Below are 16,882 nucleotides of genomic sequence, written 5' to 3'. Positions count from 1 at the left end.
ACGACCCGGGCCGCCACGGTGCTGGCGAACGCCGCCCTGGTGTTCACCGACCCCGACGTGCCTGAGCCGGTGCTGGCCCTGATCGGCAAAGACCTGCCGCCGGTTTCCGGCCCGGCTCCGGCGGAGCCGGCCGCCTCCACCGGCGACGGCGGATCCGAGCCGACCAAGATGCAGCCGGCGGTGATCTCCGGTGGTCCCGACATTCGCCCGGCCCTGGGTGATCCCGCCGAGGTGGCCAAGACGCTGACCACCGAGGCCCGCACGGGCGTGGACGTGGTGCGCCTGGTGGCCGGCGACCCGCTGACGGTCGACGCGGTCATCACCGAGGTGAACGCCGTCGCGCGCAGCCACCTGCACATCGAGATCGTGCCGGGGCTGGCCCCCAGCGATGCCGTGCCGACGTATGCGGGGCTGCCGCTGGGCTCTTCGCACACCGTGGCCGACGTGCGCGACCCACAAGTGGATTGGGAGGCGCTGGCCGCCGCGCCCGGTCCGCTGATCCTGCAGGCCACGTCGTCGCATCTGGCCGATGCGGCACGCACCCTGATCGAGCACGAGCTCGCCGAGAACACCCCGTGCGTGGTGACCGCGCACGGCACCACCTGCCAGCAGCGTTCGATCGAGACCACGCTGCACGGCCTGACCGACTCGGCGGTGCTGGGCGGCACCGACCCCGCCGGTCCGCTGACCGGACCGCTGGTGGTGACCATCGGCAAGACGGTGGCCAGCCGGGCGAAGCTGAACTGGTGGGAGAGCCGCGCGCTGTACGGCTGGACCGTGCTGGTGCCGCGCACCAAGGACCAGGCCGGCGAGATGAGCGAACGCCTGACGTCCTACGGCGCGCTGCCCATCGAGGTGCCGACCATTGCCGTCGAGCCGCCGCGCAGCCCCGCTCAGATGGAAAGGGCCGTCAAGGGATTGGTCGACGGCCGCTTCCAGTGGGTGGTGTTCACCTCCACCAACGCGGTGCGCGCGGTGTGGGAGAAGTTCGGCGAGTTCGGTCTGGACGCGCGCGCGTTCTCCGGAGTGAAGATCGCGTGTGTGGGCGAATCGACCGCCGACCGGGTGCGCGCGTTCGGGATCAGCCCGGAGCTGGTGCCGGCCGGTGAGCAGTCCTCGCTGGGCCTGCTCGACGACTTCCCGCCCTACGACAGCATTTTCGACCCGGTCAACCGGGTCCTGCTGCCGCGTGCGGACATCGCCACCGAGACGCTGGCCGAGGGTCTGCGCGAACGTGGTTGGGAGATCGAGGATGTCACCGCCTACCGGACGGTGCGGGCCGCCCCGCCACCGGCGGAGACGCGAGAGATGATCAAGACCGGTGGCTTCGACGCCGTGTGCTTCACGTCCAGCTCCACGGTGCGCAACCTGGTCGGCATCGCCGGCAAGCCGCACGCCCGGACGATCATCGCCTGCATCGGCCCCAAAACCGCAGAGACCGCGGCCGAATTCGGCCTGCGGGTGGATGTCCAGCCCGAGACCGCCGCGGTTGGTCCGCTGGTCGACGCGCTGGCCGAACACGCCGCGCGGTTGCGCGCCGAGGGTGCGCTGCCGCCGCCGCGCAAAAAGAGCCGCAGGCGCTAGTGGCGATCGCAAGCGCGCTGGAGCGCGCGCAGCGGGTCGCCACTCAACGAGCATGAGTGCCTACCCGCGGCAGCGCCCGCGTCGGCTTCGCACCACCCCGGCATTGCGCCGTCTGGTGGCGCAAACCTCCTTGGAGCCAAGGCATTTGGTGCTGCCGATGTTCGTCGCCGACGGCATCGACGAACCCCGGCCGATCACGTCCATGCCGGGCGTGGTGCAGCACACCCGTGATTCGTTGCGCAGCGCGGCCGCCAGCGCGGTCGCCGCCGGGGTGGGCGGGTTGATGCTGTTCGGCGTGCCCCGCGACGAGGACAAGGATTCGATCGGTTCGGCCGGGACCGACGCCGACGGGATCCTCAACGTTGCGCTGCGAGACCTGGCCAAGGACCTCGGCGAGGCCACCGTGCTGATGGCCGACACCTGCCTGGATGAGTTCACCGACCACGGCCACTGCGGCGTCCTGGACGGCCGGGGCCGGGTCGACAACGACGCCACCGTGGCCCGGTACGTGGAACTCGCTGTGGCGCAAGCTGAATCGGGCGCTCAGGTGGTGGGACCGAGCGGCATGATGGATGGACAGGTGGGCGCGATCCGCGACGGGTTGGACGCCGCGGGCTTCACCGACGTGGCGATCCTGGCCTACGCCGCCAAATTCGCCTCGGTGTTCTACGGCCCGTTTCGTGAGGCGGTCAGCTCGAGTCTGTCCGGCGACCGGCGCACCTATCAGCAGGAGGCGGGCAACGCCCGCGAGGCGCTGCGCGAGATCGCGCTCGATCTCGACGAGGGCGCCGACATCGTGATGATCAAACCGGCGATGAGTTATCTCGACGTGGTCGCGGCCGCGGCGGACGTCTCGCCCGTTCCCGTCGCCGCCTATCAGGTGTCGGGGGAGTACGCGATGATCTGCGCTGCCGCCGCGAACAATTGGATCGACGAGCGCGCCGCGGCGCTGGAGTCGCTGACCAGCATCCGGCGCGCCGGGGCCGATATCGTTCTCACCTATTGGGCCGCCGATGCGGCAGGGTGGCTTTCGTGAGATGGGGCTTGCGATGACAACCGGCGGCGACACCGCACCCAAGCCGTTGTTCTACGAACCCGGTGCGAGCTGGTGGTGGTTGGCGTGCGGCCCGCTCGCGGCGGTGGCGATGATCCTGATCGAAATCTGGAGCGGTGCCCCCGTGTCGCTGGTGGTCCCCGCGATCTTCCTGGTGCTCGTGTCGGCGTTCCTGGGGATACAGGTGAAGGCCGCCCGGATCCACGTCTCGGTCGAGCTCACCGAGGACGCGCTGCGCCAGGGCACCGAAACGATTCTGGTGCGCGAGATCGTCAAGGTGTATCCCGAGCCCGAGAATCACGAGGCCTCCGGGAAGGACCTGGCGCGCTGGCAGTCGGCCCGGGCCCTGGGCGAACTGGTCGGGGTGCCGCGCGGACGCGTCGGCATCGGCCTCAAGCTCACCAATGACCGCACCGCCCAGGCCTGGGCGCGTCGGCATCGTCAGCTGCGGGCCGCGCTGACCCCACTGGTGCAGGAGCGGGTGGAGCCGACCCGCTCCGATGCCGTCGACCGGGAGTGGGACGACGACACCGGGGCGGCGCAATGAACGCCCGCTATCGCGCGATCCTCGAGCTCGGCCTGGCCGGCGCCGCGTTCGTCTGCTCGGGGCTGTCCTGGTGGCACTCGCATCACACCGTGTCGGTGGCGCCGATCGCGGACGGTCAACCCTCCACCACGTCGGTGATCTATGACCCGCAGCTGCTGCTGCTCACGCTGGTGCTGTTGACCACAGCCGGGGTGCTGGCGGTCGTCGGAGGTGCCAGGCTGCGGCGGTTGCGCTCGCGCGCTAAGGCGTCTTCCTGACCAGCGGCAACGCCATCCGGCGGCGCAGCACGATGGCGTCGGCCCGATCCTGCAGCGCCTCGTGAACCGAGCGCATGATCGGGAAGCTGGCGTCATGACCGGTGTCATCTAGCACCTGGGTCACCGCTGAGCTGGCGACGAGGGTCCAGTCCACCCCGGCGGCGCGACAATCGGCGTCAAACGCGTACAGCAGCGAGATGCCGGCCTCAGCAAATTCACTGACGTCCGCCACGTCGAGCACCACGGGGTTTTCTCCCAGCGTGAACCGCGCGATGTGGTCACTGAGGCGGTCGACATTTTCGTCGTCGATTTCGCCGCGAATGTGCACCACGGTCGCCAGGTGGCGATAGTGCGCCCGGACTTGTGCGCCGTCGCAGTCAAATACGCAGTTGTCGTGGCCGGTCTGGTTGCCTGCGATCGTCATGCAGACCCCTCACTCTCCGTGGCGCTCGCGCGGTCTTCGGAGGGCGCCGCCACGCTCACCAAAGTGTGATTCAAACGTTAGGCCGCAAGCCTAAGGGGATCGGAAGCCGTGTCTAACGCTTTGCTAAGAAGCGAATGCGGCCCCATTGCGACCGAGGGCTGAGCAAACGCCCAGCGGGTCATCGGGCCCATGGATTACCCCGGAACCCGGTTTGCCACACCACAACCGTCCACCCGAGCCGACGATTGCGCTGCTAGGCTGCCAAGGCTGCCGGTTCTAGTCGGGGGGCTTGTGAAAAGGCGAGATTTCCCGCTCGGCCGAAGTAGCGCGAAACGGAACGGCCACGATTCGGACGGGAAGAGCAGCGTGCGGGGCGGAGAGATCAGGGGCGAGATCACGGCCCTGACGGGGCTCCGCATTGTCGCCGCGCTCTGGGTGGTGCTGTTCCACTTCCGGCCGATGCTCGGCGACGTCTCGCCCGATTTCCGCGACGCCCTTGCCCCGGTGCTCAACTGCGGCGCCCAGGGTGTCGACCTGTTCTTCATCCTCAGCGGGTTCGTGCTGACCTACAACTATCTCGACCGCATGGGCCGGTCCTGGTCGACCCGCGCGACCCTGCATTTCCTGTGGCTGCGGCTGGCCCGGGTATGGCCGGTGTATCTGGTCACCCTGCATCTGGCCGCCCTGTGGGTGATCTTCACCCTGCACGTCGGTCATGTGCCGTCGCCGGACGCGGCGTCGCTCACGGCGATTAGCTACGTGCGCCAAATCCTGTTGGTGCAGTTGTGGTTTGTGCCGTTCTTCGACGACTCGAGTTGGGATGGGCCGGCCTGGTCGATCAGCGCGGAATGGCTGGCCTACGTGCTCTTCGCCGTCATGGTGCTGGTCCTGTTGCGGATGAAACAGGCGACCAGGGCGCGCAGCTTGATGGTCCTGGCCTTCGCGGCGTCGCTGCCGCCGGTGCTGATGTTGCTCGCCAGTGGCCACTTCTACACCCCGTGGAGCTGGCTGCCCCGAATCGTCACCCAGTTCACCGCCGGCGCGCTGGCCTGCGCCGCGGTGCGCAGGCTGCGCCTGACCGATCGCGGCCGCCGCGTCGCCGGATACGTGTCCCTGCTGCTGCTGGCCGCCATGGTGGGCGTGCTGTATTGGTTTGGCGCGCACCCGATATCGGGAGTCGTGGAGAACGACAGCGGTGGCGTCGTCGACGTGTTGTTCGTTCCGCTGGTGATTTCGCTGGCCGTGGGGCTGGGCAGCCTGCCGCGGGTGCTGTCGACCCGAGTGATGGTGTACGGCGGCAAGATCTCGTTCTGCCTGTACATGGTGCACGAGCTGGTGCACACCTCCTGGGGATGGGCCGTGGAGCAATTCGAGCTGCCGACTTTGGATAACCCGTGGAAGTGGAACATCATCGGGCTGCTCGCGATCGCCCTGGGCGCCTCGGTGCTGCTGTATCACGGCGTCGAAGAGCCCGCCCGCCGCTGGATGCGCAAGATGGTCGATGTCAGGGTCGTCAACGCGAGAAGCGATCCCGGCGAGCCAAACAGTAAGCTGCATCCGATCGACCGTCCGCTGGAAGCGGTTTCGGCCCGCGCGGTGTGATGGCTGCCTCAGCGGCCGGCCGCGACTCACGGGGAATACTTGATGAGGACGCGGCGGCACCCGACGATGCCGTTGACAGTGGAGGTGAGAGTGAGTCGTCTGGCCACCTTTCTCATTGGGTTGAGTTTTCTGGCGGGCGTAGGCATCGCATACCCGGTGCAGGTGCGCACCTACGAGACACTGACGCTCGACTTCCGGCTGAATCATGTGGCGGTGGTGGGGGACTCGTATACCACCGGAACCGATGAGGGCGGTCTGGGTTCCAGATCCTGGACGTCGCGCGCCTTTCAGGTGCTCGGGTCACGCGGTTCGCGGATCTCGGGCAGCGTGGCGGCGGAAGGCAGGGCCGGTTATGGCACACCCGGCGACCACGGCAGCATCTTCGAGGATCTGACGCCCAAGGCGGTGCAGCCCGACGACGCGCTGGTGGTGTTCTTCGGGTCCCGCAACGACCAAGGGGTCGATCCCGGGTACCTGACCGAAAAAACCCACGCCGCTTTGGATCTGGCGCGCCGGCTGGCGCCGGCGGCGCGGCTGCTGGTGATCGGACCGCCGTGGCCGACCGCCGACGTGCCGCCTTCGATGTTTGTGATCCGCGACATTCTCGGCGGCGCGGCCGGGGCGGCGGGGGCAACCTTCATCGACCCGATCGCCGAACACTGGTTCGTCGGCCGGCCCGACCTGATCGGTGCGGACGGCGTTCATCCGAACGACGCGGGGCACCAGTACATGGCGGACAAGATCGTTCCACTGATTCGCACCCAGCTGTCGACCTGACTCAGGCGTGGCGGGCGGCTTCCCGGGCCAGCTGAACCCGCGAGGACACCGCCAGTTTGGCGTACACGTGCGTCAGATGGGTCTGGACGGTGCGCGGAGAGATGAACAGCCGCGCCGCGACGTCTTTGTTGGGCAGTCCTTGGCTGACGAGCCGGATGACGTCGCGCTCGGTGGGAGTCAGGGACTCCCATCCGCTGGCCGGGCGTCCGCGTGCACCGCGGCCGCGCCGCGCGTAGCTGATGGCCTCCTGGGTGGATAGCGCCATGCCTTCGGACCATGCCGATTCGAATGCGCTGTCGCCCAGTGTTTCTCGTGCTTGCGTCACCGAGTCGTCGTAGGCGGCCTGAAACACCTGGAACCGTACCTCGCCATGGCGGCGGCGGATGCCCTCGGCCGCACCGAACAGCCGGGCGGCGTGCTCCGGGCTGGTGTCGGCGGCCAGGGCGGCGAGGCGTTCGAGGGCGCCGGGCAGCTGCAGGTAGCCGCCGGTGCGTTCGGCGGTTTCCAAAGCCTCGTACAGATCGCGTTCGGCCTGCTGCGGTTCGCCTTGCGCGACCGCGACTGCCGCCCGCGCGGTCAGCACCATCACCCGATGACTTCCCGGAACCACGGCGACGGCATCGTCGGCCCAGCGGCGAGCGGCCACGAGGTCACCACAGCCCAAGGCCGCATCGGTCATGGGCGCCAGGCTGCGCACAAACAGCTCCTTGAGCGGAGAGGTCGACTGCCAGGCCGCCTCACACGCATCCCTGGCCGCCGCGACGTCGCCGCTTGCCAACTCGGCGTTGGCCAGCGCCACGTACGCGGTGTCCTCATGGAAACCGCCCATGGCAGCACCGTTGTCCAAGGCTACTTGCGCCGCGGCGCGGCCCGCGGCGGCATCGCCAGTGAACGTCAGCGCCTGTGCCAGCGTCATGAGGCCGAATGTTTCCATCGCGAGATCCTGTGCGGCCCGGGCTTCTTCGACCAGCGCACGCGATACCCGTAGCGCCTGGGCGAACTTGCCCTGCATCGCTAACGCGCCGGTGAGAAACACCCGGCCGTAGCGCGACATGAAGCTGTCGCCCAACTGGTCCGCGAGGGCACGCCCTTCCTCGCCGGCGGCCTGCGAAGCGACGGGATCACCGCTGACGTTGCCGACGAAGCATTGATAGCAACGCACGTGGTAAAGCGCGGCGTCGTCACCCGCGGCGCGGGCCAGCTCAGCCGCCTCGGCGAAATACGGCTCCGCCAGCGCGGCTTCGTTCATCGCCAGTACGGCGCAGGCCAGCAGGATACTCACCAACAGTGCGTGGTCGCCCAGTTGACGGGCAGCGGCCAACGCTTCCTCTGCCCGCTGCGGGCTGGTCGGGACGGAGTGCCAGACCGCCAGCAGGTTGGCATCGGCCACCGCGCGTACCCAGATCTCCGGGGCGACAGCGTCATCGCTATAACGCTCGTCGGTGAAGACCGCGTCGAACCCGGCCACACCCTCCCGAAATCGCCCGCGCGTCACCCAAACTCGCTGCAGCGACGAGACGACCTGCAGCGCGAGCCCGAATTCGCCCGCGTCGCAACTCCACGCGTGTGCCGCCCGCAGGTTGTCCATTTCGAGTTCGGCCCACGGCACCAATGGCGTTCCGTCGCCGCGAATCTGCGATTCCAGCGTCACCGCGGTGGCGGTGTAGTGGTCGCGGTACCGGGTCCGCACCACCTCGGCCTCGCCCGACTCGGCAAGTTTCTCCAGACCGTACTGGCGGACGGTCTCCAGCAGGCGGTAGCGCATGATGCCGTCGATTTCGTCGGTCACGACCAGCGACTTGTCGACGAGCAGCCCGAGCAGATCGATCAGCTGGAAGTGCTCGGCGTCGGTGTCGGCGCCCACGGCGTGCGCGGCGTCCAGGTCGAAACCGCCCATGAACACCGCCAGCCGGCGGAACAGGACGCGTTCCGGTTCGGTGAGCATGGCGTGCGACCAGTCGATGGACGCGCGCAGCGTCTGCTGACGGCGAACCGCGGTGCGCGCACCTCCGGCGAGCAGGCGAAAGTTGTGATGCAAGCCGTCGACGATCTGGCTCAGCGACAGCGTGCGGGTCCGGGCCGCGGCGAGCTCTATCGCCAGCGGCATCCCGTCGAGGCGACGGCAGATCTCGGCAATCGCCGACGAATTAGCCTCGGTGAGAACGAAATCCGGACGGGTACGGCGGGCGCGATCGACGAACAGTTCGACGGCCTCACCTTCCACCGACAGCGACGGCACCCGCCAGGTCAGCTCGCCCACGATGCCGATCGGCTCGCGGCTGGTCGCCAGCACGGTGACCTCGGGTCCCGCCTCCAGCAACGCCACCACCAGCGCCGCGCTGGCGTCCAGCAGGTGCTCGCAATTGTCCAGAATCAGCAACATCTTTCGGTTGGCGACGTAGCGGGACAGGGTCTCCATCGTGGAGCGGCCCGGCTGGTCGGGAAGACCCAACGTGCGTGCCACGGTGACGGGGACCACCAACGGATTGGTCACCGGGGCAAGGTCGATGAACCACGCCCCGCCGGAGAACCCGGCGCCGATCTGGTCGGCGACCTGCACCGCCAACCGGGTCTTGCCGACGCCGCCCGCCCCGGTCAGGGTCACCAACCGGTTTTCCTTCAAAATCTGTGCGATGTCGTCGATTTGGGCGCCGCGGCCGACGAAGCTGGTCAACTGGCTCGGAAGGCGGTTTCCCACAACGTCATTCGCTGTGCGCAGCGGCGGGAAGTCATTGCGCAAACCGGGGTGGCTGAGTTGGAAGACCCGTTCCGGTCGGGGTAGATCCCGCAGTGCGTGCTCGCCCAGGTCCGTCAGCCACGCATCGGCGGGCAACCGGTCGATCACCAACGGTTCGGTCGCGCCGGACAGCACGGTCTGGCCGCCGTGGGCGAGGTCGCGCAGGCGTGCGGTCCGGTTGATGGTGCTTCCCGCGTAGTTACCGGTGTCGCGCAGCTGAATCTCACCGGTGTGCAGCCCCAGGCGGATCCGGATCGGCGGCTGCACGGTTAGCTGAATCTGCAGCGCGCAGGCGACCGCGTCGCTGGCCCGCGCGAACGCCAGCACGAAACTGTCGCCCTCGCCCTGTTCGACCGGCCGCACGCCGCCGTAGCTGGCCACCAGCTCGTTGACCGTCCGGTTGAGCTGCTCGAGCGCGGTCGTCATGGTGTCGGACTGGGTTTCCCACAGCCGCGTCGAGCCTTCGACGTCGGCGAGCAGCAGCGTCACCGTTCCAGTGGGCAGCTCGCTCACGCTCTGCTCGCTCCAATTCAGCAGCGGCATGTCCGCCGGCGGATCAATCCTGATCATGTTAGCCAGCATGCGGGCGCCGCGCGGGGAAAACATCAGCACAATCGCGTACACCGCGGCCGCGACCATGCGGATCTACCGAGAATGGTCCTTTGCTAAGGGGCGAATCAGTCGTCGGCGTGCCGCTCGTAGTCCCAGCGCTCCAGGCGGTCCTGCACATGCAGGAAGCCGATTCCGGCGAAGGGCGCGGCTAGTGCGATGCAGACCAGCAACAGCGGAGACATGACCCTAAGACCTCCAAAAACCCTTCACTGATCTGACGTCGGTCGACCACGAGAAGTTCATTGCCGTTCACCCGTTCGTCAGGGCGCGGTCCGCGAGCGCACCCATAAGCGGTGCCACCAACTGCGCGTACTCGGTTGTCACATGGTTGTCGTCGCGGAAGACCAGCGTGTTGCCGACGACGATCGGGCAGCGGTCAGGGGTGCAGAACATGTCGGTCAGGTCGGCGTAGTGGCCGCCGCTGCGGGCCGTCACCGCCTGCTCGGCGGCGATCCCGTCGCCGTCCACCGCCGCGGCCTTCGTTGGCGTGCAGGCGTTTACGTCGTCGAGGTGGGCGGACAGGCAGGTCGGCGCCGACGAATGCGGGTCGGGTGCGGGCCCGAGCACCAGGACGGTCGCGCCGGTGTCGCGCAGCTGCGCCACGGTGCGCCCGAGGGTGTCGATCCAGGCCGGGTCGTAGGAGGCGAAGCCGAAGTCCCCGCCGTAGCGCCGGCTCATGTCCAGCACGATCAGGCGCGGGTGTTCGGCCCTCATCCGGCTCATGATCTGGTTGCGCCACTGTTCGCATTCGGTGTACTCGCGGCCCAGGTACGGGCTCACGATGCGCAGGTCCTGCAGCGGGCAGGTCACCTTGGCCAGCGTCTCCAGCCGCCAGTGCCGTTGCTCGGCGAGCTGCTCGAACGCGGGGTTCCACATGGCGGCGTGCGAGTCGCCGATCAGGGCGACGGTGGTCGGCGAGGCGGTGTCGCCGGTCGCGCACTCGCTTTGTCCGACGTCGCGCCAGGAGCGCACGCAACCGTTGACGAACACCGCGGCCTTGTCGGCGGGCGCCTTGGGCAGCGGCGGGTCCAGGTTCGACGGGACGGCTCGCAGGCCGACGGCCGCGGCGAGCGCCATGCGGGCCTGGTCGAACGCCTGACGAACCGCCGCTTCCTGCGCGCTGACGGCGGGGACGCTGGACGGGGGCGTCGCGATGATGTTGGCGCGGGGAGCGGCGACCCCGTGCCCCACCGGTGCCGGTATCACGTTGAGCAGCAGCATGCATGCGCACGCGGTGGCGGCACTCGCGCCGCCCGCCACCACCAGGCTGACTTTCGCCGAGCGGCGCAGCGCGGCGGCGAAGCGGCCGGGATTCTCGACCAAATGAAGGGTGATGACGGCGAGCCCGGCCGACACGGCCGTCGCGCTCAGCCGGGCCGGCAGCCCCGCGGGCTCACCGAGCAGCGCCGGCATCAGCAGCAGCACCGGCCAGTGCCACAGGTACCAGGAGTAGGAGATCCGGCCGATCGCGCGCATCGCCGGGCGGCACAGCAGGCGGCCGGGCCCCAGCCCCCCGGTGACGGCGCCGCCGCCGATGATCAGCGCGGTGCCCAGCACCGGCAGCAGCGCCTCGGTGCCGGGATAAGGCGTGTGGGAGTTGAGTTGGGTGCAGGTCAGCAGGATCAACGCCAGACCGCCCCACCCGACGATCGACGCCGTTCGCAGCGACAGCCGGCGCCACTGCTGGATCGACAGGGCCACCAGGCCGCCGGCCGCCAGCTCCCAGGCGCGGGTGGGCAGCGAGAAGAACGCCCACGACGGCGAGGTGCGGGTCCACACCGCGCCTGCGGTCAACGACGCCGCGGCCACCGTCGCGAGGATCACCGCGTACGGTGTCGCGCGCGTCGCGTCACCGCGCAGGCGCGGGATGCGCCGCAGCAACCAGGCCGTGGCGATGATGAGCAGCGGCCACACCAGGTAGAACTGCTCCTCCACCCCCAGCGACCAGTAGTGCTGAAACGGTGACGGCGCGTCGGTGGTCAGGTAGTCGGTGCCGCGCAGCGCGAACCGGTAGTTGCCGACGTACAGGGCGCTGGCGATGCCGTCGAGGAACACGCTGCGCGCCTGCAGCGGCGGCAGCACCGCGGCGGCACCGATCGCGGTGATGGTGCCGACGATGGCCGCGGCCGGCAGCAGCCGTCGGGCGCGCGCACCGTAAAACCGGCCCAGCGCAACGGTATTCGTGGTGCTCGCCTCGCGAAACAGCAGCCCGGTGATGAGGAACCCGGAGATGACGAAGAAGACGTCCACACCAATGTAGCCGCCGGTGATTCCGGGGATGCCGGCGTGGTAGAGCACGACGGCGATCACCGCGACGGCGCGCAGTCCCTCGATGTCGGGCCGGAATCCCCTTCGGGCGGTCCGCCGCTCCACCTGTTGTGGGCTGCTGGCGACCGATTGCTCCCGAAGTGTCATCTGCGTGGGCTAGGTCGCCATCCAGGCCAGCTCGCCGGGCAGTTGGCTTCGCCAGTAGGCGATGTCATGGCCGCCCAGCGAGAAGCTGCCCGCCGGTTGGGTTTTCAACTGGTAGACGAATTGCTTTGTGGCGAAGTAGAAGCGGTCGAAGTTGCCGCAGTCCACGCGCAGCGGAATCGAATTCAGTGCCGGCAGGCCGAGCACGCTGTTCTGCACGAAGTCGTCGTTGCTGTCGAACGCCCCGGGGGCGCTGGTCGCATAGGAGGTGTACAGCGCCGGGCTGATTGCGCAGATGCCGGCGGTGCGCGACGGGCCGAGCTTGGCGCCCAGGCGAAGCGCCCCGTAGCCGCCCATTGACCACCCCATGAAGCCGACCCGGGAGGTGTCGAAACCCATCGTCGAGAGCATCGGCAGCAGCTCGTCGAGCACCATGGCGCCGGAGTCCTCACCGGAAGTCCTTTTGTGCCAATAGGTGTTGCCGCCGTCGACGCCGACCACCGCGAACGGCGGCTTGCCCTCCTTGACCAGCTGGGCCAGCCCGTCCGGGACGCCCATGTCGAGCATCTGGTTCGCATCCCCGTCCACGCCGTGCAGGGCGATCACCGGGCGCAGCATCCCGGTCTGCCCCGGCGGCACCGCGATCACGTAATTGGTCTTGATGCCCCCACGGGCCGCCGAGACGAAAGAACCGGTCAGCTTGGTCGGCAGGGTCTTGCCCGCCGTCGGCGGCTCGAACGGCGCGGGAGCCTGCGGCAACGTCGCGGCGTGCGACGTTCCGGGAGCCAGCAGGGAGCTGAATGCGAGCACGCCGGCGGCTCCGAGGGTGCCACCGGCGCCCATCCGGAGCACCGCTCGGCGTGTGAGGTCAGGCATGATCGCAATAATGCCGCGCTGACCGGGGATTACCCGCCGAGCCACGCCGTATTGGAAGCATTGTGTGATCCGGTGTGACCATTCGGTCACGCAGCGGTGATCTTTTCCGGCGTCGGGCAGTCACCGGCCAGGGCGATGGTGGCGCCGGGTTGCGGCATCGCGCGGAAGATCGTAGTCATCGTAGCGCCGTTATCGCCGGATGCCGCCGCCTGAATCATTGCGATCGTATTGCCTTCCGGGACAGCGCAGATGCGGTGCGCGGGTGCCGCCCGTCCGGCGCCCGGACGTCCCCGCTCGGCGCTCGGCGCCGCGGGTTGCCGTGGTGACGGCGGCGCCCGGACGGGGATGCAATCTCGCAGGTTTCAACCCTCGCCCCTCGGCGGTGACTTCAGCAGGATGGACGGTTGCTGCACAGGGCCCACAGCGGAGCGAAAGAGGATTGTGAATTGAGTCTCGCGTTTCATTGGTTTCTGCCGACCTACGGCGATTCGCGGAATCTGGTCGCGGGCGGGCACGGCACGCCGATGTCGGGCAATCGGCCCGCGACACTGAAGTACCTGCACCAGATTTGTACGGCCGCCGAAGACAACGGTTTCGAGGCGGTCCTCACGCCGACGGGATTGTGGTGTGAGGACGCGTGGTTGACGACGGCGATGCTGGTCGAATCGACCGAGACCCTGAAGTTCCTGGTCGCGTTCCGTCCCGGCATGCTCAGTCCCACCCTGGCCGCCCAGATGGCCGGGACGTTCCAGCGGCACTCGGACGGACGGCTGCTGCTCAATGTCGTCACCGGCGGTGAACCGCACGAGCAGCGCGCCTATGGCGACTTCCTGGACAAGGAGGCGCGGTATGCCCGCACCGCCGAGTTCTTGCACGTGGTGCGGCAGCTGTGGACCTCGAACGAGCCGGTGACCTTCGCCGGGGAGCACATTCAGGTCGAGGGTGCCCAACTGAACAACCCGCCCGACCCGATACCGGCGGTGTTCTTCGGTGGATCGTCGGCATCGGCCGGACCGGTGGCGGCCAAGCACACCGACGTGTACCTCACCTGGGGCGAACCGCTGACCGCGGTCGCCAAGAAGCTGGACTGGATCCGCGGGCTGGCCGTCGACGCCGGCCGAATCCTGCAGTACGGCTTGCGGATTCACGTGATCAGCCGTGATACCTCCGCCGAGGCCTGGGCGGAGGCCGATCGGTTGCTGTCCGCGATCGATCCCGCCGACATCGAGCGGGTGCAGAGCAGCCTGGCGCGCAGCGAATCCGAGGGCCAGCGCCGCATGCTGGACCTGCACGGCGGCGACAGCAGCAAGTTGCTGGTCGCGCCCAACCTGTGGGCCGGGGTGGGCCTGGTCCGCGGGGGAGCGGGCACCGCGCTGGTCGGCTCCCACGCCGAGGTCGCCGAGCGGCTGGCCGAATACGCCAAACTGGGCATCTCCCACTTCATCTTGTCGGGATATCCGCATCTGGAAGAGGCCTACTGGTTCGGCGAGGGCGTGCTGCCGATCCTGGAGCGGATGGGGTTGTGGCGCCACCCCAACCGCCAGTCGCATCCGGCCGCGGGTACGCCGTTCGCGGTCGCCTCGGCGCACTAAGGGGTCATGGCAGCCACGCTGCCCGCGTCCGCACCCGCCGGCCGGGCTCCCGACACGGTAGACGAATCCGCCGCGCAGCGGCGCCGGCGGCTGCGCATCGTGGTCGCGGCGAGCCTGCTGGGCACCACGGTCGAGTGGTACGACTTCTTCCTGTACGCCACCGCGGCGGGCCTGGTGTTCAACAAGGTGTTCTTTCCCAACGAGAGTTCCTTGGTGGGAACGCTTTTGGCGTTCGCGACCTTCGCCGTCGGGTTCGTCATGCGGCCCATCGGCGGGCTGGTGTTCGGCCACATCGGCGATCGCATCGGCCGCAAGCGCAGCCTGGCGTTGACCATGCTGATCATGGGCGGCGCGACGGCACTGATCGGGGCATTGCCCACGGCCGCCCAGATCGGCGCGTGGGCGCCGGTGCTGCTGCTGGCACTGCGGGTGCTGCAGGGTTTCGCGCTCGGCGGTGAGTGGGGCGGGGCCGTGCTGCTGGCCGTCGAACACAGCCCCGGCGACCGGCGCGGCCGCTACGGCGCGATCCCGCAGGTGGGGTTGGCCCTGGGTCTGGCCCTGGGCACCGGCGTGTTCGCCTTCCTGCAGGTCGCCTTGGGCCAGACGCGGTTTCTGTCCTACGGCTGGCGCATCGGCTTCCTGCTGAGCGTGCTGCTGGTGGCGATCGGCGTGGTGGTGCGGCTGCGGGTCGAAGAGACCCCGGCGTTTCGTGAGCTGGGCGAGCTCGAGGCCGCGTCGACCGCGCCCATCCGCGACATCGTCCGCGAACCACGGTCCCGGCGAAACACCTTGCTGGGGCTGCTGTCTCGTTGGGCGGAAGGTTCGGCCTTCAACACCTGGGGGGTTTTCGCGATCAGTTACGCCACCGGTGCCCTGGGCTTCAACAAGGTCTCGGTTCTGGTGGTGGTGACCATCGCCGCCCTGCTGATGGCGGTGCTGCTGCCCGTCTCGGGCGCGTTGACCGACCGGTACGGTGCACGACGGGTGTACCTGGTCGGTGTGGCCCTCTACGGTCTGGCGGCCTTTCCGGCGTTCGCCTTGTTCGGCACCAGGAACCTGGTCTGGTTCGGGCTGGCGATGGTCCTCGTGTTCGGTGTCGTGCACGCGCTGTTCTACGGCGCCCAGGGCACCTTGTATTCGTCGCTGTATCCGACCGGCACCCGCTACACCGGTTTGTCGTTCGTCTACCAGTTCTCGGGCGTGTACGCGTCCGGGGTGACGCCGATGATTCTCACCTCGCTGATCGCGGCCGTCGGTGGCGCGCCATGGCTGGCCTGCGGGTATCTGGTTGCCACCGCGGTGATCAGCGTGATCGCCACGGCCCTGATCCGCGATCGCGACCTGTACCTGTAAGTCGTTGTTGCTGCGGGCCGCAAAGCCCGCTAGCGTCCGGGCATGGCCAGCAATCCGCAACTGCGCCAAGGGCTGTCGCAGCGGCAGCTCAGCATGATCGCGCTCGGCGGCGTGATCGGCGCCGGCCTGTTCGTCGGGTCCGGGGTGGTGATCAAAAACACCGGTCCTGCCGCGTTTCTCACCTACGCGCTTTGCGGTGTGCTCATCGTGTTGGTGATGCGGATGCTCGGTGAGATGGCGGCCGCGAACCCCTCGACCGGATCGTTCGCCGACTACGCGGCCAAGGCCCTGGGCGGCTGGGCGGGCTTCTCGGTCGCGTGGCTGTATTGGTACTTCTGGGTGATCGTGGTGGGTTTCGAGGCGGTCGCCGGCGGCAAGGTGCTCAACTACTGGTTCCACGCACCGCTATGGCTGCTGTCGCTGTGCCTGATGGTGTTGATGACGGCGACCAACCTGTTCTCGGTGTCGTCGTTCGGTGAATTCGAATTCTGGTTCGCCGGAATCAAAGTCGCGACCATCGTGATCTTCCTCGTGGTGGGAACGGTGTATGTCGCAGGACTGGTGCCGGGCCATCACGGTGGTCTGGCCAATCTGGGATCGCACGGCGGGTTCTTTCCCCACGGCGTGGGTGCGGTGTTCGCCGCCATCGTGGTGGTGATCTTCTCCATGGTGGGCGCCGAGATCGTCACCGTCGCCGCCGCGGAAAGCCGCGACCCCGAGCTCGCGGTGCAAAAGGCGACCCGCTCGGTGGTGGCCCGCATCGGGATCTTCTTCGTCGGTTCGGTCTTCCTGCTCGTGGTGCTGTTGCCCTGGGACTCCGTGGAACTCGGCGCCTCGCCGTACGTGGCCGCGCTCAAACACATGGGGCTGGGCGGCGCCGATCAGGTGATGAACGCGGTGGTGCTGACCGCGGTGCTGTCCTGCCTGAACTCCGGTCTCTACACCGCGTCGCGCATGTTGTTCGTACTCGCCGAGCGGGGCGAGGCGCCGACGCGATTGGTCAGGCTGAGCGGACGCGGCGTCCCCCACATCGCGATCCTGTGCTCGTCGGCGGT

Annotated in this window: 13 protein-coding genes; 9 read left to right on the top strand and 4 right to left on the bottom strand. The window is 68.5% G+C overall.

Annotated elements, in window-relative coordinates; genetic code table 11:
* The 4 genes from A5624_RS17540 to A5624_RS17525 all read left to right on the top strand — a co-directional run.
* The coding region (locus A5624_RS17540) for a uroporphyrinogen-III synthase (protein WP_082990597.1) at positions 1–1,584 on the top strand (1,584 nt) is incomplete at its 5' end.
* 52 nt (positions 1,585–1,636) lie between these two features.
* Positions 1,637–2,620 (top strand): porphobilinogen synthase, encoded by a 984-nt coding sequence (hemB, locus tag A5624_RS17535; protein WP_082984722.1) that lies wholly within the window; start codon positions 1,637–1,639, stop codon positions 2,618–2,620.
* 13 nt (positions 2,621–2,633) lie between these two features.
* Positions 2,634–3,185, top strand: coding sequence for a DUF3093 family protein (locus A5624_RS17530; protein WP_066868617.1), 552 nt, complete (start codon positions 2,634–2,636; stop codon positions 3,183–3,185).
* The gene (locus A5624_RS17525) at positions 3,182–3,442 is read left to right on the top strand and encodes a hypothetical protein (RefSeq protein ID WP_066868608.1); all 261 of its coding nucleotides are present in this window, start codon (positions 3,182–3,184) and stop codon (positions 3,440–3,442) included. The genes A5624_RS17530 and A5624_RS17525 overlap by 4 nt, the downstream gene beginning before the upstream one ends.
* On the opposite strand, the gene A5624_RS17520 is transcribed toward A5624_RS17525, so the two are convergent.
* Positions 3,426–3,866 (bottom strand): STAS domain-containing protein, encoded by a 441-nt coding sequence (locus A5624_RS17520; RefSeq protein ID WP_066868606.1) that lies wholly within the window; start codon positions 3,864–3,866, stop codon positions 3,426–3,428. The genes A5624_RS17525 and A5624_RS17520 overlap by 17 nt on opposite strands.
* A 366-nt stretch (positions 3,867–4,232) precedes the next feature.
* Between A5624_RS17520 and A5624_RS17515 the strand changes: the two genes are divergently transcribed.
* Positions 4,233–5,468 (top strand): acyltransferase, encoded by a 1,236-nt coding sequence (locus tag A5624_RS17515; RefSeq protein WP_066868604.1) that lies wholly within the window; start codon positions 4,233–4,235, stop codon positions 5,466–5,468.
* Positions 5,469–5,558: 90 nt separating this feature from the next.
* Positions 5,559–6,245, top strand: a complete 687-nt coding sequence (locus A5624_RS17510) for a GDSL lipase (RefSeq protein ID WP_066868600.1) — start codon at positions 5,559–5,561, stop codon at positions 6,243–6,245.
* A 1-nt stretch (position 6,246) separates the two neighbouring features.
* Here A5624_RS17510 and A5624_RS17505 read toward each other — a convergent pair whose 3' ends face one another.
* From A5624_RS17505 to A5624_RS17495, 3 genes are all read right to left on the bottom strand, one after another.
* Positions 6,247–9,564: a LuxR C-terminal-related transcriptional regulator gene (locus tag A5624_RS17505; protein ID WP_066868614.1), complete on the bottom strand. Its 3,318-nt coding sequence runs from the start codon at positions 9,562–9,564 to the stop codon at positions 6,247–6,249.
* A gap of 279 nt (positions 9,565–9,843) precedes the next feature.
* A complete protein-coding gene (locus A5624_RS17500; RefSeq protein ID WP_082990596.1) occupies positions 9,844–11,967 on the bottom strand; it encodes an acyltransferase family protein in 2,124 nt (707 codons plus the stop codon).
* Between the two features lie 51 nt (positions 11,968–12,018).
* Entirely contained in the window at positions 12,019–12,882 is an 864-nt protein-coding gene (locus A5624_RS17495) for an esterase family protein (RefSeq protein ID WP_197499568.1), read from the bottom strand.
* 446 nt (positions 12,883–13,328) lie between these two features.
* On the opposite strand from A5624_RS17495, the gene A5624_RS17490 reads away from it, so the two are divergent.
* The 3 genes from A5624_RS17490 to A5624_RS17480 all read left to right on the top strand — a co-directional run.
* On the top strand, positions 13,329–14,474 hold the full coding sequence (locus tag A5624_RS17490; RefSeq protein ID WP_066868594.1) for an LLM class flavin-dependent oxidoreductase: 1,146 nt from the start codon (positions 13,329–13,331) through the stop codon (positions 14,472–14,474).
* Positions 14,475–14,480: 6 nt separating this feature from the next.
* Positions 14,481–15,827, top strand: coding sequence for an MFS transporter (locus A5624_RS17485; protein WP_066868593.1), 1,347 nt, complete (start codon positions 14,481–14,483; stop codon positions 15,825–15,827).
* A gap of 42 nt (positions 15,828–15,869) precedes the next feature.
* On the top strand, positions 15,870–16,882 hold a 1,013-nt coding region (locus A5624_RS17480; RefSeq protein WP_066868592.1), incomplete at its 3' end, for an amino acid permease.

The sequence above is a fragment of the Mycobacterium sp. 1482292.6 genome (assembly GCF_001672995.1).
Classification (GTDB): Bacteria; Actinomycetota; Actinomycetes; order Mycobacteriales; family Mycobacteriaceae; genus Mycobacterium; species Mycobacterium europaeum_A.
The sequence above is the reverse complement of the archived record's forward strand: the minus strand, read 5'-3'. Positions and strand labels throughout refer to the sequence as shown.

Coding starts and splice junctions, on each gene's coding strand:
- hemB (WP_082984722.1), top strand. CDS start 1,637: ATGAGTGCCTACCCGCGGCAGCGCCCGCGTCGGCTTCGCACCACCCCG.
- A5624_RS17530 (WP_066868617.1), top strand. CDS start 2,634: ATGACAACCGGCGGCGACACCGCACCCAAGCCGTTGTTCTACGAACCC.
- A5624_RS17525 (WP_066868608.1), top strand. CDS start 3,182: ATGAACGCCCGCTATCGCGCGATCCTCGAGCTCGGCCTGGCCGGCGCC.
- A5624_RS17520 (WP_066868606.1), bottom strand. CDS start 3,866: ATGACGATCGCAGGCAACCAGACCGGCCACGACAACTGCGTATTTGAC.
- A5624_RS17505 (WP_066868614.1), bottom strand. CDS start 9,564: ATGCTGGCTAACATGATCAGGATTGATCCGCCGGCGGACATGCCGCTG.
- A5624_RS17495 (WP_197499568.1), bottom strand. CDS start 12,882: ATGCCTGACCTCACACGCCGAGCGGTGCTCCGGATGGGCGCCGGTGGC.
- A5624_RS17485 (WP_066868593.1), top strand. CDS start 14,481: ATGGCAGCCACGCTGCCCGCGTCCGCACCCGCCGGCCGGGCTCCCGAC.